The following is a 16,845-nucleotide window of genomic DNA, read 5'->3' on the forward strand; positions in this document are numbered from 1 at the left end:
GGGTGGGCCTGTGGGGCGCGCTGGTGCTGATGCTGCTGGCCGTCCTGCTCCTGCTCGCCGTGGTGCGACCGCAACTGCGCGGCAGCGGGTTTCACCACAGCAGGCGGCTGACCGACGAGGAGATGACGGACTTCGTCGAGCGCATCGTCGAGAACCCGCAACGCTGGTACCGCCAGCAGCTGCTCACCATCTCCCGGCTCGGCGCGACGAAGTTCCGCCGAGTCCGACTGGCGACGGCCCTCATCGGCACGGGCGTGACCACAGCAGTCCTCGCCGTGGCGTCATCCCAGTGGTGACGCCACGACTCAACGAGAAATGCCGTCGCCCTTGTGGTTGATCGCGGCCGGTCCCGGTCAACGAGGTGGGGAGCTTCGGTCAGCGGTCGTCGTGCAGCCACTCGTCGTAGAAGGCGGGGAGGTCCGAGGCCTGGCCTCGGAAGTGCGGGTCGCGCTTCTCGATGAAGGCCGCGACGCCTTCCGCGCCGTCGCCGATGCTCGTGTAGAACATCGCCAGCGAGTCGATCCGGTGCGCGTCGCGGGGGTGGTCGAGGGCGCTGTTGCGGCGCATCATCTGGCGGGTGAGCGCCGTGGCCACCGGTGACTTGCCCTTGGTCCAGGCGTCGGCGAGCTCCAGTGCTGCGTCCAGCAGGGATTCGGGTGCGTGGACGGCGTCGGCGAGACCGGCCTCCGCGGTGGCCGCCGAGTCGAGGACGTCGGCGCGGTAGACGAGGTCGAGCGCCTTGGGCATGCCGACGATGCGCGGCAGGAACCACGTCGAAGCGGCCTCGGGCACGATGCCGAGGCGGCCGAAGACCAGGCCGAACCGCGCCTTGCTCGACATCAGGCGCGCGTCCATCGCCAGCGTCATCGTCGCGCCGATGCCGACCGCGGCGCCGTTGATGGCGGCGATGACCGGCTTGCGGCAGTCGTGGATGGCCAGGGTGACCCGGCCGCCGGTGTCGCGGATGCGGCGGAGCTCGGGGGCGGAGAGGTCCTGCATGTCGGCGAGCGTCGGCGACTGCGACTCGTCGAGGCCGAAGACGTTGCCCTCGCTGCTGAGGTCCATGCCCGCGCAGAACGCGCGGCCCGCGCCGGTCACCACGACCGCCCGGACGGAGTCGTCGTCGTTGACCTGGACGAACGTCTCCTCCAGCTCGTCGGCCATGGTCGGCGTGAAGGCGTTGAGCTGGTCGGGGCGGTTGAGCGTGACGACGAGTACGCCGTCGGTGACGTCGTGGCCGATGGTGCTCAGTTGCACACTTGTCTCCTCGTGATCGGGCCGTGGACCCTGCGCAGGCGTGATGGTTCACCGATGTTGGCACAGCCGTGCGCGGAATCGACGTGGCCCTGATCACGAGAAGCGGTTCAGCTCTGCCGCGAGGTCTGAGCGGGTACCCGCTCTTCCTCCTCTTCGTCTTCGTCCTCGTCTTCGGGCTCGTCCTCGTCTTCGAAGTCGTCGGTCTCCTCGTCTTCGTCGGTCTCGTCCGTCTTGTCCTCCTCGTCGAGCGCCTGCTCGTGGGTCTTGACGACTTCCTCATCACGGATCTCGCCGCGCCAGCCCTCGACCTCGTCCTGGTCGAGGATCGTGCGGGTCATCATGTGCCGCTTGATGTGCTTGAAGTCCGACCGCACGCGTCGTCCCTGCGCGCGCCAGAGGTTGGCGGTCTTCTCGAAGAACCCCTGCGGGTAGTACTCGAGGACGAGCAGGACGCGCGTCATCGTCGGGGCGAGCTCGTGGAAGGTCACGGCGCCGTCGACGTAGCCCTTGGCTCCGGTCGACTTCCACACGATCCGCTCGTCCGGGATCTGCTCGATGATGGTGGATTCCCAGTCGCGGTGGGAGAAGAAGATCTGCGCCCGCCAGTTGATCTTCTCGTCGGACTCCTGCTCGACCTTCTCGACCTTCCTGGTGAAGCTGGGGAAGTCCTCGAACGTGGTCCACTGGTCGTAGGCGACGCGGAGCGGGATGCCGACGTCGAACTCCTCGATGATGTTGACGACCTTCGCGTCGCTGCTGCCACCACCGCCTCCACCGCCGCCGCTGACGGCTTCCTTGACCTTGTCCTTCGCCCCCGCCATCCCGGCACCGAGCGCGGACTTCAGCGGGGACTTGCCCTCGGCGAGGTCCTTGGCCCCGGTGAGCGCTGCGGTCAGGCCGGAACCGCCGTTGTCGGCGACGCTGGTCAGCCTGTCGGTGAGGCCGGTGACCTTGCCGGTGACCGAGCCGACCGCCCGGGAGACCACCGCTTCGAGGAGCTCCTGCCCGGCTTCCTTGAGGCGGTCGAGCGGGAGCTCGTCCGCGAGGCTCTTGTCGCGCTGATCGGTCTCAGCCATCGTTCCCACCTGACCTGCGGTTCGATCCGCTGGACGACCCCGCCGAGGTCTTCTTCCCCGGGGTGGCCGCACGCGGGGCGGAGGGCGTGCGCGGTGCGCGCGTGCGCTTGTTCGACTCGCTCGCCTGGTCGTCCTCGGAGCCCGATTCCTGGTCCTCGGACGCCGATTCCTCGTCGTCCTCGGTCGAGGAGCGCTGCTTCGGAGTCTCGGGTTCCTCCGAGGACGCCGACTCCTGCTCGTCTTCTCCGGATTCCGATGAACCCGACTGCGGGGAGCGGAGTTTTGCCGCGCGTTCGGAGAGGTTGTCGCTCATGGTCTCGATCTCGTTGCTGGCCGCGGCGACGGCCGCGGCCTTGGCCGCTTCGACGAGGCGGTCGCGGAGCGCGCTGCCGGCCTCCCCGGAGGGAACCGCTTCACCGGCCTTCGCCAGCAGCTCCTTGGGGTCACCCATGCGGCGTCCGAGAACGACCCCGCCGACCATGAGCGCCAGTTTCATCCGGCGGCTGCGGCCGAGGGCGTAGCCGATCGCCACAGCCGTCGCGATTTGAGGTCCCTGCTTCATCCCGACCCCCTGCTGGAGCGATGAGATCCTCGGGCTGCGAAGTGCAGTCCGAGTCAGACGTACCCCCGGACGGGTGCGTGCACACATCAGCACCGTGATCGTCCAGGTGCGAGCGACCACGACGTTGGCACTGGTCAACCGCATGATCGCGTGACGTGGCCAAGTCAGGTGCTCCCAGTCGAACCTAGGAGCGGGCTGCCGCGGTTCGTAGAGTCGAAGTCCCCTTCTCCGTCGAGAGCCCCGCGACTAAGGCTGGAGGCGAGCGTGGACCGCGCCCGCCCGCCACGCAGGAGTGAGGGATTCGACGATGGCCGACAGCGACGAGCAGCGGGACGACGGCCGGTACGACGCTGAGCTGGTGGAAGCCGGCACCGAAGGGGAGCCGGTGTCCGCGTCCGCCGGCGGGCGCAAGGACGAATACCCCGACGTCTACCTCGACATCCCCGTGGTCAAGGTCGACGAGATCAGCCTGGAGGTGGAGAACCTCCGCGCGCGGGTGTCCCTGCAAGCCGAGGTGCTCGACCTGCTCAAGCTCAACGTCGGTGTCGACGCCGAGCTCGGCCGCGTCGCGCTGCAGATCAAGGGCGTGGAGGCGCAGGCCCACCTCAACGTCCGGCTGGACAACGTCGCCAACGTCCTCGACCGGGTCCTGACGACGATCGACCGCAACCCCCAGATCCTGGAGAACCTCACCAAGAGCCTGGGGCGCGCTGTGGAGGACGTCGGCGAAGGTGCGGGGTCCGCGGTGAAGGACGTGGGCGCGGGTGCCGGTGAAGCCGTCGAGGACGTGGGTGAAGGTGCGCGTTCGGCGGTCAAGGACGTCGGCTCCGGTGCCGGCAGCGCCGTGGAGAGCGTCGGTGAGGGCGCCGGGTCCGCGGTCGAGGATGTCGGTGCTGGTGCCGGTGGTGCGGTGGAGAACGTGGGGGAGGGCGCGGGCTCGGCGGTGAAGGATGTCGGCTCCGGTGCCGGTGGTGCGGTGCAGAGCGTGGGTGAGGGCGCGGGCTCGGCTGCCGAGGAGGTCGGATCGGGCGCCGGCAGCGCGGTCGAGAGCGTCGGCGAAGGCGCAGGTGAAGCTGCCGAGCAGGTCGGCAGCGGTGCTGGTGGGGCTGCTGAGCAGGTAGGCAGTGGCGCTGGTGGGGCTGCTGAGCAGGTAGGCAGTGGCGCTGGTGGGGCTGCTGAGCAGGTAGGCAGTGGCGCTGGTGGGGCTGCTGAGCAGGTAGGCAGTGGCGCTGGTGGGGCTGCTGAGCAGGTCGGGAGCGGTGCCGGTGAAGCCGTCGAGGACGTCGGGAGCACCGCTGAAGAGGCCGGCAGGGGAGCGCGCGAGGTCGTCGGCGACGGAAGTTCCGACGAGGAGGGCGAATCCGAGAGGAAACCGACGCGGAGGCGCCGCACGACGGGAGATTCCGAGCGCAGCACCCGTCGCAGCAGCCGGGACACCACATCGCGTACGTCCAGGAGGGAGCGGCGCCGATGACGTCCGAGGACGAACCGGACGTGACCTTCACGAGCACCGTGCACGCCGACGAGATCACCTTCAGCGAGGTGCCCGACACCAGCGTCGACTTCCCCGGAGACGCCGACGAACGGTCCACCTCCGGAAGCGACCGCACCAACCTCCCGAACCCGGTCCGACCGCACGTGACCTACCACGACATCCAGGTCGACCACCGCATCGAGGCATACCTCGACCAAGCCGACCGCACCGACCCCTGACCGCCGCGGCGCACCGCCGGGTGTGGTGGCCGGTTCGTGGGGGTGGGCGTTGGTAGGGTCGCTGGCCGGTCGGTGTGGTCTCGCGGTTCTGGTGGGAGGCGGTTGTGGACGCGTCGTTGATCGGGATCGGCGAGGTCGGGTCGTTCGGGTGGCGGGTGTTCCACGAGCGGCATCCGGTGATGATCGAGCGGTTGTGCGCGGCGCATCCGTTCGGGCCGGAGGTGCGGGACCGGTTGGCGGCGCTGTTGCGGGAGTCGACCGAGGGCGTGGTCGAGCCGCTGGACGATGACGCGCCGGATCACGGGGTCTGGGCGGAGTGGATCGCCGATCAGGTCGGGCGGCCGTGGGCGGAGGCCTCGTTCCTGTGGGCTGAGAGCTACTTCTTCCGGAAACTGCTGGCCGCGACCGGCTTCTTCTCGCCGGGTCCGTGGCGGGGTGTGGACCCGTTCGCGCCGATGAAGCGGGCCGAGCTGCACAACGCCGCCACCGCCGACACGCTCAAGGCCCTCGACGAGCTCCCGCACCTCAGCGATGCCGACCGGGACGCCGCCGTGGTCCAGGCCGCGGTGTGGGGAAACCAGGCCGATCTGGCGTTCCAGCTGTCCACCGACGCGAGCGGTGCCACGTCAGGCCTGGTCACCGGCTCGCCGGAGGAGTTCTGGTCGTTGTTCGGCGAGCCTGGCGCGGTCCACCTCGTCGCCGACAACTCGGCGGGTGAGCTCGCCGCCGACCTCGTGCTCATCGACCGGCTGCTCACCGCCGGACGTGCAGACCGGGTCGTCCTGCACGTCAAACCGGGGCCCTACTACGTCTCCGACGCCACCCCGACGGACGTGCTGGAGGTCCTGCACCACCTCCGCGCACTGCCCGGTGAAGCGGGGGCGGTGGGCGAACGCGTCCAGAACGCGATGCGCGAGGGCCGGATCGGGGTGCGGGCGCACGCGTTCTTCTGCGGGCCGAAGGAATTCGGTGCCATGCCGGAGGATCTGCGTGCGGAGCTCGCCTCGGCCGCGGTCACGATCTTCAAGGGCGACCTCAACTACCGTCGTCTCGTCGGAGACCGCCACTGGCAGGCGACCACGGCGTTCGACGACGTCGCGCTGCGACTGCCGGGTCCGGTGGTGAGCCTGCGGGTGCTGAAGTCCGAGGTCGTCGTGGGACTTCCCGGCGACGTCGTGGCTTCGCTGGATGCCTCAGGTGAGGCGTGGCGGACGCAGGGCTCCCACGCCCTCATCCAGAGCACGCCGGGTACGTGATCTAGGTCACGTCAGGGCAACCTTCGTTCGTGCGAGCGCGAAGCGATGTGCGCCGGGACCTCTGTTCTCCCTTCCGAAACCGGTGAGTCGCAGTAGCGTCGATCACGTGGCCGATGGGGACGTCGGTCAGATGCGTGCGACGACGAGGGGAATGCGCATGTCCGACTCCGCGACCGGCCCGTCCTTGAACAGGCGGTCCCTGCTGCTCGGGACCGCCGGTGCACTGGGGATGGCGACCTTCCTGCCCGCGACCGCCTGGGGCCAGGACCAGTCGTCTCAGCGGGAGTACCCGCCGAACTGGCCCGAGGTGACGCCCTACGGCGACGCCGACACCCGCGTCGACCTGGAGCCCAGGGACGACAACTCCCGGATCCTCGACCTCGAACTCCGCCCTCGGGACGAGGAGCTGGGCCGGGTCTGGATGCGCGACACCTACGTCAACTGCTTCATCGTCGACGGCCGTCCGGTCTACGTCGCCACCGGCACCACTCGGGTCCCCGGCCTCCCGGCGGCGGCGCCGTGGAACGACGGCATCTTCGTGTGGACCGCGGATTCCCTGGACGGGCCGTGGAAGCTGGTGGACACCACCGGAATCCGGCCCGACGCGGAGAAGGGCAAGGTGTGGTCGCCGGAGTTCGTCGGCGAGAACGAACCCGGGCGGACCGCGGTCGCGCCGTGGCAGCGCTACGCGGGCGAGGGCGCTGACAAGCGCGGCGACGTGTGGGCGCCGGAGGTGCACCACTTCCGCGGAACCTGGTACGTCGTGGCGTGCATGGGCGACCACTCGCGCAAGGTCGGCTCGTTCATGCTCGTCAGCGATGGCGGTGTGGAAGGCCCGTACCGGGTCGTGGAGGGCAACCTCGAAAAGCCCTTCGGCGAGCTCAATCCCGGTGCTCCCGACGGCGTCGATCCGAACGTCTACTACCACATCGACGGCGGCCTCTACGCCGAAGGCGGCAAGGCCTGGCTGGTGCTGCACAACGATCTCTACGCCGAGTTCCAGGACGACATGGAGGACATCGTCCAGAAGACGAACCTCCCGAAGTTCCAGCAGACGCGCTACGAACCCGAGCCCTACCTCGAAGGGGCGCACGTGATCAAGCACGGGGGGAAGTACTTCCTCGTGCACGCGGCCTGGAACAAGACCACGGGAACCGGCGACACCGCGCGGCACGCCTACACGCCCGACGGCGAACGGGACCAGTACGACGCGATCATCGCGGTCTCGGACCACTTCGAGGGGCCCTACTCGAAGCGCTGGACCGGCGGCATCGGCGCGGGCCACAACAACCTGTTCGTCGACGCCGACGGCCGGTTGTGGGCCACGTTCTTCCGGAACCCGGTCGCGGGCCACTGGCACGAACCCGACAAGTTCCCGCACGCCGCCGTGGCGGGCGTGGTCCGCATGGAGTGGACCGGCCCCGAGGGCAACCGCGTCTACGTCCAGCGCCGCGACGCGTAGCAGCGGTTGATGAGCGCAGCGGACCCGCTGTTCTCGGCTCCAGGTGTGGGACTCACCCTGCACCGCCACCCGCACCGCTGAGCAGAGCGACCACGAAACTAGGGGACGGAGACCTGGCCCGACTGGTCGACGTGCAGGGTCCAGACCGTCTTGTCTTTCGGGACGCGGTTGTTGGTGTCGCTGCCGAAGTCGATCTGGCCGGTCACCAGCCCGTACTTCGACGGCAGGTCTTCATCGGTCTGGTGCTGGTTGGCGTTGATCTGACGCCACACGGTGCCGGCGGTGATCGGGATCGGCCCGCCGCGGTCGAGCTGGTTGGCGGCCCTGAGCAGGACGCTCGCGGCGTCGTGAGCGAGCGCGGCGTGCCCGTCCAGGGACAGGTTCCCCTCCCTGGGCGGGCATTCGTCGGGCGGCATCGCCGGATCGTCCCCGGCGATGATGATGTTGAGCGTGCAGTAGAAGTCCAGCGCCGGGCCGACCACGGTTCCCCCGGAGTCGTTCGGGTCCGGCGTGCTCGGGGCCACCGCGAAGGATTGGTAGTAGTACGGGATGCCGATCTTGGCGAAGCGCGCCGCCCGGTTGGCGACGTGGCTGGCCACGTCGTCGCTGCCCAGGATCATCGGCGGGACGCCGGTCGGGCAGCCGCTGCCCACGCCGTCGAGGAACTCCCGGAACTCGGTGCCCCGGCCGGCGTAGTACACCAGCTCGTCCTGCCCGGCCTGGCAGGCTTCCCGGCCCGCGGTGTGCGGGTCCTCGTTGAGCCACTGGACCGTCGCGCCGGGGTGGACGCGGCGGAACTCGTTCTCGACGTCGGTTCCGAGGTTGCGGCTGTAGGGGTCGACGCCGTCGCTGTAGATCTTGACCCCGGCGGTGCGGCCCTGCCCGCCCGCGAACTCGACGGCTCGACGGGCCTGCGTGACGTTCTGCGGAGAGACCTGGAAGTACAGCGGTGAGCGGTCGGGGATGTTGTCGTAGGACAGAGTCGACGCGACCGTCGGAAGTCCTGCGGCACCGAGCCTTTCGATGACCTGGAAGGTCTCCTCGCGGCTGTAGTTGAGGCCGATCACGCCGATGATGCTGGGATCCCGCTTGGCGAGCTCGGTGATCTGCTGGTCGACGACTTCCACGCCGTGGCCCATGTCCTTGCCGCCGTTGGCGATGAGCACCCGTGCCAGCGGCGTGTTGGGCTCGAAGTTCTGGTCGTACTGGGCCACCGCGATGCCGGCGAGCGTCTCGTGCTGGGCCGAGAGGTTGAAGGCGCCTGCTCCCGGGGACAGATCGCCCAGGTAGACCAGCGTGAGCACCGGGCGGCCCGTCTCCTCGGCCTTGTCCAGCGCCGCCTGGTTCTGCCGCGAGATCGTGTCCCCGATGGCGCGGAGACCGGTCAGGATCGGATCGGCCTCCTGCGCGGCCTGCTGGGTCTGGCCGGGCGGCGCGTCGTCGATGAACTCGGCTAGGAAGGTGCCGTCGGTGACGCCGACGCACTCACCCGCCTTGTTCTCCATGCTGGTCAGCCCGGGTGCGGCGCCGATCCAGTACCAGGGCGGCTGGAACAGGATGCCGCAGTGGACGACGCTGAACGAGGAGTACGCGTAGATCCCAGCACCGGCCATCCCCAGCAGCAGCGCGACCGGCAGGGTGCGCCGCGACCACCACGGTGGAGGAGGCAGCGTGTACTTGTCGGCGGCGGCCAGATGTCGCCGGATCTCGCTCTTGCGGGAATCCCCGGTCGCCGCCGGGGGAATCTCGACCGGTAGGTACCAGGTCATGTCGGTGCGCGCCCGCCGCGCCTCGTCGAGCTTGTGCCGCCACGCGCGGTACCCCTGCTCGTCGGCCTCGTGCGCCTGGGACACGACGTCCTGGACGTTGTCCACCGTCGGCTCGACGGCGTGCGGCGGGACCAGCGAGCTCGTGGTGATCAGCAGCAGCGGATCGACCAGACCGGTCTCGTTGCGGATGTCGTTGACCAGCTTGAGCAGCGCGTAGCCGCCGTTGGAGCGGGTGACGTTGTCCAGCAGCACCGTCGTGTAGGTCGTGCGCCACTTGCCGCGCAGCCGCCAGGGGAAGCGGCGGTAGGAACGACGCAGGTCCTCCAGCAGCGTGTTGATCAAGAACTTCGCGACCTGCTCGGGCACCTCCTTGTTCCACTCGTTCTCGGTGAGGCGCTCGGCGAACCCGAGGAAGTTGCCCGGCACCTCGGGCGCCAGGTAGCTCTGCCGCCGGAACCACCGGTAACCGCCGATCAGCGGCAGCCGCCAGTGCATCTTGAGCTGGAACCACAACCACGGCACCAGGGCGAGCACCTTGAGCACCGACCAGACCGTCCGGTCCGGGGCGTCGGCGGTGTTGGTGTTGATCAGCTCCGCGATCCGCTGCGCGGGGTCGCGCCGCCACAGGCGCTTGCGCAGCTCGGCTTCCCGCCTCGGGATCTCGGTCCCGGAGAGGTCCTGCCGCATCAACCACAGCGCCAGGCTGAACCGGGGGAAGCGCATCCGACCGGCTTGGGCGTTGAGCGGTCCGTTGAGCTGCTCGGCGATGTCGGCGAGCAGTCCCCGGATGGTGTCGACCTCGGGCGGCGGCAGCGGGGTCTGCGCGGTGTGGTCGGCGTCCCTGGGATCCGCCGTGGAGGGCTCCAGGCGGATGTAGGCGTGCGGAACCCGGTGCGGTTCGGCGCTCTTGAGCCGCTCGCCGATCGCCGGCAGCAGGTCCTCCAGCTCCCGCGGCCTGACCAGGCACAGCATCGGCAGTCCGCCGCCGCTGTCGCTGCCGCTGGTCCGCTCGTGCCGCCGCCCGTAGAGCGCGCGGATGAGTTCCAGGACCTGCACGACCCCGTGGAACAGCGGTAACGACGGCGGACCGTCGTCCTTCACCGAAGTGAGAGTTCTGCTCATGAGCCCAATCCCCGCATTGCGCACTAAGGCAGACGAAGAAGCGACGAGCGTAGCCGCGGTGGGGTGACCGTGACAATGCGCCGATCCGGTCACGGCGGGGCGCTCCCCGGGCGCGGTGCCCGGGGAGCGCGCGGGTCAGGAGTCCTTGCGGAAGTCCGCTGCCGTGGTCGCGTCGGTGAGGTGCGGCCAGCGCGGTTCTTCGCCCTTCGGCACGTCGCCGAGGACGGTGACCCGGCGGCCGACGCGGCGTTCGGCGTAGTCGTTGACCGCGTAGTGCTGGGTCGCCCTGTTGTCCCACAGGGCGATCGCGCCGGGCTTCCAGCCGAACCGGCACACGTTCTCCGGGCGTTCCGACGAGCTGAACAGGTGGCCCAGCAGCGCGTCGCTCTCGGCGCGGCGCAGCTGCGGGATGCGCAGGGTGAACATGCGGTTGACGTAGAGGGAACGCCTGCCGGTGACCGGGTGCGCGCGGACCACAGGGTGCTCGGCCTCGAAGACGGTGCCGTTGGGGTGGGTGAAGGCGTGCACGGCCGTGAGCCCTTCGAGGAAGTCCCGCAGCGGTGCCGAGAGGTTCTCGTGGGCGAGGTGCTGGTTGCTCCACATCGTGTCGCCGCCGCGCGGCGGGCACTGCACGATCTGCAGGATGGAGGCGATCGGCGGGCTCGCCTGGAAGGTCACGTCGGTGTGCCAGACGTCGGCCTTCGCGCCCTGATCGGAGTCGAGGACGACGATCTCGTCGTGCCCGTCCAGCTTGGGCAGGAACGGGTGCACCTCCAGCTCGCCGAGGAACCGGCCGAACGCCTTGTGCGCCTCGGGGGAGAGCTGTTCGGCCTCCGGGAAGAACAGCACCAGGTTCTCCACCAGCAGCGCGTGCAGCTGCGCGAAGGAGTCCTCGGTCAGCGACTCCAGGTCGATTCCGCGCACCTCGGCGCCCAGCGCGCCGGAGGCGGGACGTACGTCGATGCTCGTCATGGGACGGTCACCTCAACTTCCTCGGGTGCTCAACGGTTTTCGGGCATGCTCGTGCCAAACGCGTGCCGGTCTTCCCGGCGTGCGGACGTGTTCTCGTCGCTGTCGTTGACGCGGTGTTCGGCGGCCGGTAAGGATGAAAACCACGGAGGCGGACGGGTCTTCAATCCGGAAGAAAGCAGAGATCCATGGATTCCGAGGAATCGCGCGCTACGAGTCTCGAACTCGCCAAGCTCATCGACCTGGCAACACCTTTCGCCGTCCGCGTCGCGGTGACGCTGCGGCTGCCGGAGCTGATCGCCGGTGGCACGACCGAGATCGGCCCGCTCGCGACCGAATCCGGCGCCCACCGCGAACCCCTCCAACGGCTGCTGCGCCACCTCGTGAGCATCGGCCTGTTCGCCGAGACCGGCGAAGGCGCCTACGGTCTGACGGCGCTGTCGCGCCGGTTGCTGGCCGAGGACGGCACGTGGCTCAAGGACTGGCTGGTCCTGGAAGGGCCGGGTGCTCGGATGGACATGGCCTTCAGCGGGATGTTGCACTCGGTCCGCACCGGCGACTCGGCCTACGGAACGGTCCACGGCACCCCGTTCTGGGACGACTACCAGCGCAACGACGACCTGCGGCGCTTCTTCGGCGGCGTCATGGCCGCCTACGCCTGGCAGACGGGCCCGGTGCTGGCCGCGGAGTTCGAGTGGGCTCCGGTGAAGACCGTCATCGACGTCGGCGGCGGTCAGGGCGCGCTGCTCTCCGAGATCGTCCGGGCCAACCCGCACCTGGACGGCGAAGTCCTCGACCTGCCCGCGGTCGCCGCGGAAGCCGACGTGTTCCTGGCCGAGGCCGGAGTGGCGGGCCGGGCCCGGTTCGTCCCCGGCAGCTTCTTCGACGCGCTGCCGGAAGGGCGGGACGTCTACCTCGTCTCCCGCGTGCTTACCGACTGGAACGACGAGAACGCGGCCGCGATCCTGCGGCGGTGCGCAGAGGCCGCTGGTGACGGTCGCGTCGTCATCGTGGAGGTCCTCGCCGGCGATTCCCACGCCGAGCAGAACACCTCGTTCGACCTGCAGTCGCTGGTGCTGCTGGGCGGTCAGGAGCGCACGGTGGCCGACTTCGAGGTGCTGGCCGGTGCGGCGGGCCTGGAGGTGATCGAGACCCGCACCTGGCCGGGCGGTCTCGTCGTCGTGGAGTGCGGCAGGCCGTGAGGCGTGCGCGGCGCCGGTCCTCATGCCCATCGAGGCCGGCGCCGCGACCGGGGGTCGGGCAGCAGTCCGAGCTGGCAGAGCCGGTCGAACGGCGACAGCGGGTGCAAGCCCAGGCCGGACAGGTTGTGCATGACGGTGAAGCTGAGCCGCTGGTTGGCGCCGGTGTTGCGCAGCGCTCGCCGTCCGATCGCGCGTCCCGCCCACGACAGGTCGGTGAGCATCCGCGCGGCGTTGTGGCTGATGGTGCCGATCTGGTTGATCTCGGGCAGTCGCCGGGACTCGTACTCGCGCAACGCGGTGTCCACATCGGACTCCGCGGCGAGGGAGGCGCCCAAGGCGTGCGCGTCGTAGATGGCGCTGTTCATGCCCTGCGCCGCCATCGGGTGCACCGAGTGCGCCGATTCGCCGACCAGCGCGATGCCCGGCGCCGTCAGCCCGGAGGCCTCGAAGTGCGAGACCGGGAGCGTCTGCCGGTCCGCCACGCACGTCCTCAGCTGGACCCCGAAGGCCGCCAGGTCGGGCAGTTCGGCGATCAGCTCGTCGGTCCAGCGCAGCACCGCGTCGTGGTCGACGCCCCGGAACTCGTCCGGCTCGATCTGGACGTAGAGCCGGACCCGGTCGCCCGGCAGCGGGTAGCGCATCCGCAGCCCGCGCGAGGTCGTGTAGGCGACGACCTCGCGGTCGGCGGGAACGCCGGGGATCTCCAGCGCGACGAGCCGGTGCGGGTAGTCCTGGCGGTCGGCCTCGATGCCGGCCGCGCGGCGCAGCCGCGAGGACACCCCGTCGGCCGCCACCACCAGCGGTGCCCGGACCTCGCCCGAGCCCTTCAGCGCGACACCGGCGATGCGCCCGTCGTCGTCGCGGACCACGTCCTGCACCGGGGTTCCGCGGCGGAGGTCGACGGTGCCGGGCAGGTGGTCGGCCAGAGCCGTGAGGATCGACTCGTGGTCGGCCGAGAGCAGCCAGTTCGCGCCTTCCGGCAGCTGCGCGTAGTCCAGCGCCATCCGGCCCTTGGCCTCCACGGCGACCAGCGACGAAAGGCGAACCGCGCCGCGCTCTTCCAGGACCTCGCTGATGCCCCAGTCGTCGAGGATCCGCAGCGCGCCGGGCTGCAGGACCTCGCCCTTGGGGATCCTGGGCACCGTCGGGCGCTTCTCGACGATCACGACCCGCAGGCCCAGCGATCCGAGCGCGTGCGCGGCGGCCAGGCCGCCCACACCCGCCCCGCACACCACGACGTCCGCGCGTTCTGCGTCAGGGGAGCTCATGTCGGCAGGGCCTCCTTCTCGGCGATCTCGTGGCGCGAGCGCATCGCGGCCTGCGTCCAGACGCTGAACACCAGCACCGGCAGCAGCAGCGCGACCACGGGGACGACGGCAGCGGTGCGGGCGAGGATCGCCGCGGCGAGCACCAGGCGCTCGGCCACCAGCACCTCGTGGGCCCGCAGCGCGCGGGCCTGGCTCAGCGTCGGAGCGAGCCACAGCAGCGGCAGCACCGCGATGAGCCCGGCGCAGCCCGCCACCGCCAGCAGCACCGGGTACCCGGTCCGGTGCGGCAGCGCGAGACCCAGCGCGGCGATGCCGATCGCCGAGGCGTAGAGCAGGACCGACAGCCGGGCGGCGTAGCGCTGGCCGCGCTGGACCGGCACCGACCGGTACCCGGCCGCGCGGTCGCCGTCGACGTCGCGCATCGCGCCGACCAGGTTCGACGCCGTGTCGTGCAGCAGGAAGACCAGCGACAGCGCGAGTGCTGCCCACCCCGGCAGGGGAGCGGCCACCATCGCGCCGATGAGGAACGCCGTGGCCGTGATCAGCCCGCGCACCAGGTTTCCCGACAGCCCCCTGGCCTTGCAGAACCGGCTGTAGGCGATCACGCCCGACAACGCCACCACCACCAGCGGCAGCGCCCGGAAGTTCGCCCAGGTCAGCAGTGCGGTCGCGGCCACGGCGAGACCGATCCCGCAAGCGAGGGCGGTGCCCGGTGCCAACCGGCCCGACGGGATCGGCCGCTGCGGCTTGGCGACCCGGTCCAGCTCGCGGTCGAAGTAGTCGCCGAGGTAGTGCGCGGCGAGCCAGCCGAACGCCGTGCCGAACCCGGCGATGACGAACTCCGCGAGCCCGGCCTCACCGGTCACGCCCGCGCCCGCCACGCCCACCAGCACCGGGTAGCACAGCGTGTACGGGCGGAAGGTCTGCACGTGCGCCCAGAGGGTTCGGCGCGTGCGCGCCCAGCGGTCGCGCATGGCCTACCGGCTCCGGTCGATGGCCAGATCGGCGATCCCGCGCATCTGCTCGACCGCCGCCGCACCGGGCAGGCCGTCCAGGCTGTCCCGCGCCGCCGCGATCTCCTCGGCCGCGCGCCGCCTGCTCCGCTCCAACGCCCCGGTGGCGACCAGCAGATCGCGCATCAGCGCGTGGGACTCCTCGGCGGGAAACCGGCCCGACAGCGCCTCGGCGAACCGCTTCCTGCCCTGATCGTCGGCGACCTCGCGGCCGACCAGCACCGGATGGGTGGGGCGCAGGTTGGCGACATCGCTGGTGGCCGGTTTTCCGGTCGAATCACCCAGGTAGGGAAGGAGATCGTCGAAGATCTGGAAACCCACGCCCAGGTGCTCGGCGTAGCGCGTGACGGCGTCGGCGTGCTCGCCGGTGGCTCCGGCCAGCACCGCACCGGCCCGGCAGGCGCCCCGGAACAGCGCGCCCGTCTTCAGCGCCGCCATCTCCAGGTAGTCGCTCACCGGACAGCTCAGGTCGCCGGCCATCTCGGCTTCCCGGACCTGACCCCGGCACACGTCGGAACCCGCGCCGGCCAGCACGCGGGCCGCTTCGAGCACCGCCGAGCGCGGCACGGCCGCGCACTCCGAGAGGGAGGTGACCATGTTCAGGATCAGGAAATCGCCGGTGACCAGCGCATCGGCCATGCCGTACTCGGCGTGCACGGTGGGACGTCCACGACGCAGCCGGTCGTCGTCGATGATGTCGTCGTGCACCAGGGTGGCCACGTGCAGGTACTCCACGGCCAGCGCGGCCGGGAGCAGCTGGGCGCTGTCACCGCCGGTGGCCTCGGCGGAGGTGAGCAGCAGCACGGGCCGCAGCATCTTCCCAGGCGCGAGCAGTGCGTGCCCGGCCATCTGCTCGGTGCGATCGGCGACCGCCGACCACCGCTTGCGCATCTCGCGGCCGAGCAGCTCCACCCACTCCGGCGAGCCGATTCCGGTGTCGTCGGTCATCTCACGCGTTCACCGTCCGCGGAGCACCGGCTCTGTCACCGGCGAGGAAGCGCCGGGTCAGTTCCAGCACCAGGTCGTTGGCCTCGGTGGTGCCCACGGTCACCCGGACCCCGGCGCCGTCGGCGAGAGCGCGCACCTGCACGCCGAACTCGTCGCAGAACCGCACGAACTCGTCGTTGGCCTCGCCCAAGCGCAGCCAGTGGAAGTTGCCGTGGCTGCGCGGAACGTCCAGGCCCAGCTCGGTGAACCCGGTGTGCACCCGATCCCGCTCGGCGGCCACTTCCGCGCACTGCTCGCGCATGACGTCCTCGGCGCGCAGCGCGGCCAGCGCGGCGTCCTGCGCCACGGTGCTGACCCGGAAGAAGTACGAGCCCGGGGTGAGCGCGGTGACCACCGCCTCGTTGGCGATGAGGTAGCCGACCCGCAGCCCCAGCAGCCCGTGGGACTTCGAGAACGTCCGCACCACCGACACCCGCGGGTCTTCGGAGGCCAGCGCGATGCCGCGGGCGATCGCGGACTGATCGGCGAAGTCGGCGTAGGCCTCGTCGATGAGAACCCGCACACCCGAGGGGATCCGGTCGAGGAACGCGCGCAGCTCGTCGTCCCCGAACACCGTGCCAGTCGGGTTGTTCGGGTTGCACAGCAGCACGATCTTGGTGCGGTCGGTGATGGCGTCGGCCATCGCGGCCAGGTCGTGGGCGTCATCGCGCAGCGGCACCGCGACCGGTGTCGCGCCCGCGCAGCGCACCAGCAGCGGGTACATCTCGAACGAGGGCCAGGCGTAGACGATCTCGCCGCCACCGGCGAAGGTCGTGAGGAACTGCTGGAGCAGCGCCCCCGAACCCGGGCCGACGAACACCTCGGTGGAGTCCAGCCCGACGTGCTCGGCGATGGCGCGCGTGAGCCCCGCCGACATCGCGTCGAGCGTCAGGTTGACCCGGTCGGAGCTGTGCACGATGGCCTCGCGCACGCCGGGCAGCGGTGCCGCGAAGTTCTCGTTGAGGGACAACTGGTGCCGAATGGTGGGCACAGGCTGATCTCCGTTCATGACGTGCGCACGCAACTCTCCGGCAAGCGCGCGGGCTTGACGCGAAACGTGGAAGACCGGAATCAGGCGGAACGGACCAGCGGGTCCGAGTGCTTCCTTCTCTCGCCGATGGCCTGACGAGGACGATCTTCATTCCTCGTCCGCGCGCTTGTCAACGAATTGCCGCTGAGAAAAGGCTTA

The 16,845-nt window shown here is 70.2% G+C and carries 15 protein-coding genes; 6 read left to right on the forward strand and 9 right to left on the reverse strand.

Annotated elements, in window-relative coordinates; translation table 11 throughout:
- Positions 1-296: Pycsar system effector family protein (locus E1202_RS31580; protein WP_235879038.1), on the forward strand; the 296-nt coding region annotated here is incomplete at its 5' end.
- A gap of 79 nt (positions 297-375) precedes the next feature.
- On the opposite strand, the gene E1202_RS26680 is transcribed toward E1202_RS31580, so the two are convergent.
- The 3 genes from E1202_RS26680 to E1202_RS26690 form a co-directional block, all read right to left on the reverse strand.
- Positions 376-1,257 carry a crotonase/enoyl-CoA hydratase family protein gene (locus E1202_RS26680; protein WP_132685994.1) on the reverse strand — a complete coding sequence of 294 codons (882 nt, stop codon included), beginning with the start codon at positions 1,255-1,257 and terminating at the stop codon, positions 376-378.
- 107 nt (positions 1,258-1,364) lie between these two features.
- The gene (locus E1202_RS26685) at positions 1,365-2,333 is read right to left on the reverse strand and encodes an SRPBCC family protein (protein WP_132685996.1); all 969 of its coding nucleotides are present in this window, start codon (positions 2,331-2,333) and stop codon (positions 1,365-1,367) included.
- Entirely contained in the window at positions 2,326-2,895 is a 570-nt protein-coding gene (locus tag E1202_RS26690) for a prolipoprotein diacylglyceryl transferase (protein ID WP_132685997.1), read from the reverse strand. Before E1202_RS26690 ends, E1202_RS26685 begins: the two co-directional genes overlap by 8 nt.
- 307 nt (positions 2,896-3,202) lie before the next feature.
- On the opposite strand from E1202_RS26690, the gene E1202_RS31910 reads away from it, so the two are divergent.
- From E1202_RS31910 to E1202_RS26710, 4 genes are all read left to right on the forward strand, one after another.
- Complete coding sequence (locus E1202_RS31910; protein WP_207918935.1) at positions 3,203-4,369, forward strand: hypothetical protein; 1,167 nt, start codon at positions 3,203-3,205, stop codon at positions 4,367-4,369.
- Entirely contained in the window at positions 4,366-4,608 is a 243-nt protein-coding gene (locus E1202_RS26700) for a hypothetical protein (protein WP_132685999.1), read from the forward strand. The genes E1202_RS31910 and E1202_RS26700 overlap by 4 nt, the downstream gene beginning before the upstream one ends.
- 104 nt (positions 4,609-4,712) lie before the next feature.
- Entirely contained in the window at positions 4,713-5,864 is a 1,152-nt protein-coding gene (locus E1202_RS26705) for a damage-control phosphatase ARMT1 family protein (protein WP_207918936.1), read from the forward strand.
- Positions 5,865-6,021: 157 nt separating this feature from the next.
- Entirely contained in the window at positions 6,022-7,326 is a 1,305-nt protein-coding gene (locus E1202_RS26710) for a family 43 glycosylhydrolase (RefSeq protein ID WP_132686001.1), read from the forward strand.
- Between the two features lie 98 nt (positions 7,327-7,424).
- Here the strand turns inward: E1202_RS26710 and E1202_RS26715 are convergent, their stop codons facing one another.
- Together E1202_RS26715 and E1202_RS26720 are read right to left on the reverse strand one after the other, a co-directional pair.
- Complete coding sequence (locus E1202_RS26715; RefSeq protein WP_132686003.1) at positions 7,425-10,217, reverse strand: ABC transporter substrate-binding protein; 2,793 nt, start codon at positions 10,215-10,217, stop codon at positions 7,425-7,427.
- A 135-nt stretch (positions 10,218-10,352) separates the two neighbouring features.
- On the reverse strand, positions 10,353-11,189 hold the full coding sequence (locus E1202_RS26720) for a TauD/TfdA dioxygenase family protein (RefSeq protein ID WP_132686005.1): 837 nt from the start codon (positions 11,187-11,189) through the stop codon (positions 10,353-10,355).
- A gap of 185 nt (positions 11,190-11,374) precedes the next feature.
- Here E1202_RS26720 and E1202_RS26725 point away from each other — a divergent pair, with 185 nt between their 5' ends.
- Entirely contained in the window at positions 11,375-12,388 is a 1,014-nt protein-coding gene (locus E1202_RS26725; RefSeq protein ID WP_132686007.1) for a methyltransferase, read from the forward strand.
- A gap of 20 nt (positions 12,389-12,408) precedes the next feature.
- Here E1202_RS26725 and E1202_RS26730 read toward each other — a convergent pair whose 3' ends face one another.
- From E1202_RS26730 to E1202_RS26745, 4 genes are read right to left on the reverse strand one after another with little or no spacing between them, the layout of a single operon-like run.
- The gene (locus E1202_RS26730) at positions 12,409-13,656 is read right to left on the reverse strand and encodes an FAD-dependent oxidoreductase (RefSeq protein ID WP_132686008.1); all 1,248 of its coding nucleotides are present in this window, start codon (positions 13,654-13,656) and stop codon (positions 12,409-12,411) included.
- Positions 13,653-14,630 (reverse strand): UbiA family prenyltransferase, encoded by a 978-nt coding sequence (locus E1202_RS26735; RefSeq protein WP_235879039.1) that lies wholly within the window; start codon positions 14,628-14,630, stop codon positions 13,653-13,655. The genes E1202_RS26730 and E1202_RS26735 overlap by 4 nt, the downstream gene beginning before the upstream one ends.
- A 3-nt stretch (positions 14,631-14,633) precedes the next feature.
- Positions 14,634-15,617 carry a polyprenyl synthetase family protein gene (locus tag E1202_RS26740; RefSeq protein ID WP_132686010.1) on the reverse strand — a complete coding sequence of 328 codons (984 nt, stop codon included), beginning with the start codon at positions 15,615-15,617 and terminating at the stop codon, positions 14,634-14,636.
- 1 nt (position 15,618) lies between these two features.
- Positions 15,619-16,647: an aminotransferase class I/II-fold pyridoxal phosphate-dependent enzyme gene (locus E1202_RS26745; protein ID WP_235879040.1), complete on the reverse strand. Its 1,029-nt coding sequence runs from the start codon at positions 16,645-16,647 to the stop codon at positions 15,619-15,621.
- Positions 16,648-16,845 lie beyond the last annotated feature (198 nt).

Origin of the sequence: Saccharopolyspora karakumensis (assembly GCF_004349225.1) — a bacterium.
Taxonomy (GTDB): Bacteria; Actinomycetota; Actinomycetes; order Mycobacteriales; family Pseudonocardiaceae; genus Saccharopolyspora; species Saccharopolyspora endophytica.

What these genes read in the sequence shown, in the direction of transcription:
- E1202_RS26715 (WP_132686003.1), bottom strand. Translation starts at nt 10,217, where the DNA reads ATGAGCAGAACTCTCACTTCGGTGAAGGACGACGGTCCGCCGTCGTTA.
- E1202_RS31910 (WP_207918935.1), top strand. Translation starts at nt 3,203, where the DNA reads ATGGCCGACAGCGACGAGCAGCGGGACGACGGCCGGTACGACGCTGAG.
- E1202_RS26690 (WP_132685997.1), bottom strand. Translation starts at nt 2,895, where the DNA reads ATGAAGCAGGGACCTCAAATCGCGACGGCTGTGGCGATCGGCTACGCC.
- E1202_RS26685 (WP_132685996.1), bottom strand. Translation starts at nt 2,333, where the DNA reads ATGGCTGAGACCGATCAGCGCGACAAGAGCCTCGCGGACGAGCTCCCG.
- E1202_RS26720 (WP_132686005.1), bottom strand. Translation starts at nt 11,189, where the DNA reads ATGACGAGCATCGACGTACGTCCCGCCTCCGGCGCGCTGGGCGCCGAG.
- E1202_RS26735 (WP_235879039.1), bottom strand. Translation starts at nt 14,630, where the DNA reads ATGCGCGACCGCTGGGCGCGCACGCGCCGAACCCTCTGGGCGCACGTG.
- E1202_RS26710 (WP_132686001.1), top strand. Translation starts at nt 6,022, where the DNA reads ATGTCCGACTCCGCGACCGGCCCGTCCTTGAACAGGCGGTCCCTGCTG.
- E1202_RS26740 (WP_132686010.1), bottom strand. Translation starts at nt 15,617, where the DNA reads ATGACCGACGACACCGGAATCGGCTCGCCGGAGTGGGTGGAGCTGCTC.
- E1202_RS26730 (WP_132686008.1), bottom strand. Translation starts at nt 13,656, where the DNA reads ATGAGCTCCCCTGACGCAGAACGCGCGGACGTCGTGGTGTGCGGGGCG.
- E1202_RS26700 (WP_132685999.1), top strand. Translation starts at nt 4,366, where the DNA reads ATGACGTCCGAGGACGAACCGGACGTGACCTTCACGAGCACCGTGCAC.
- E1202_RS26725 (WP_132686007.1), top strand. Translation starts at nt 11,375, where the DNA reads ATGGATTCCGAGGAATCGCGCGCTACGAGTCTCGAACTCGCCAAGCTC.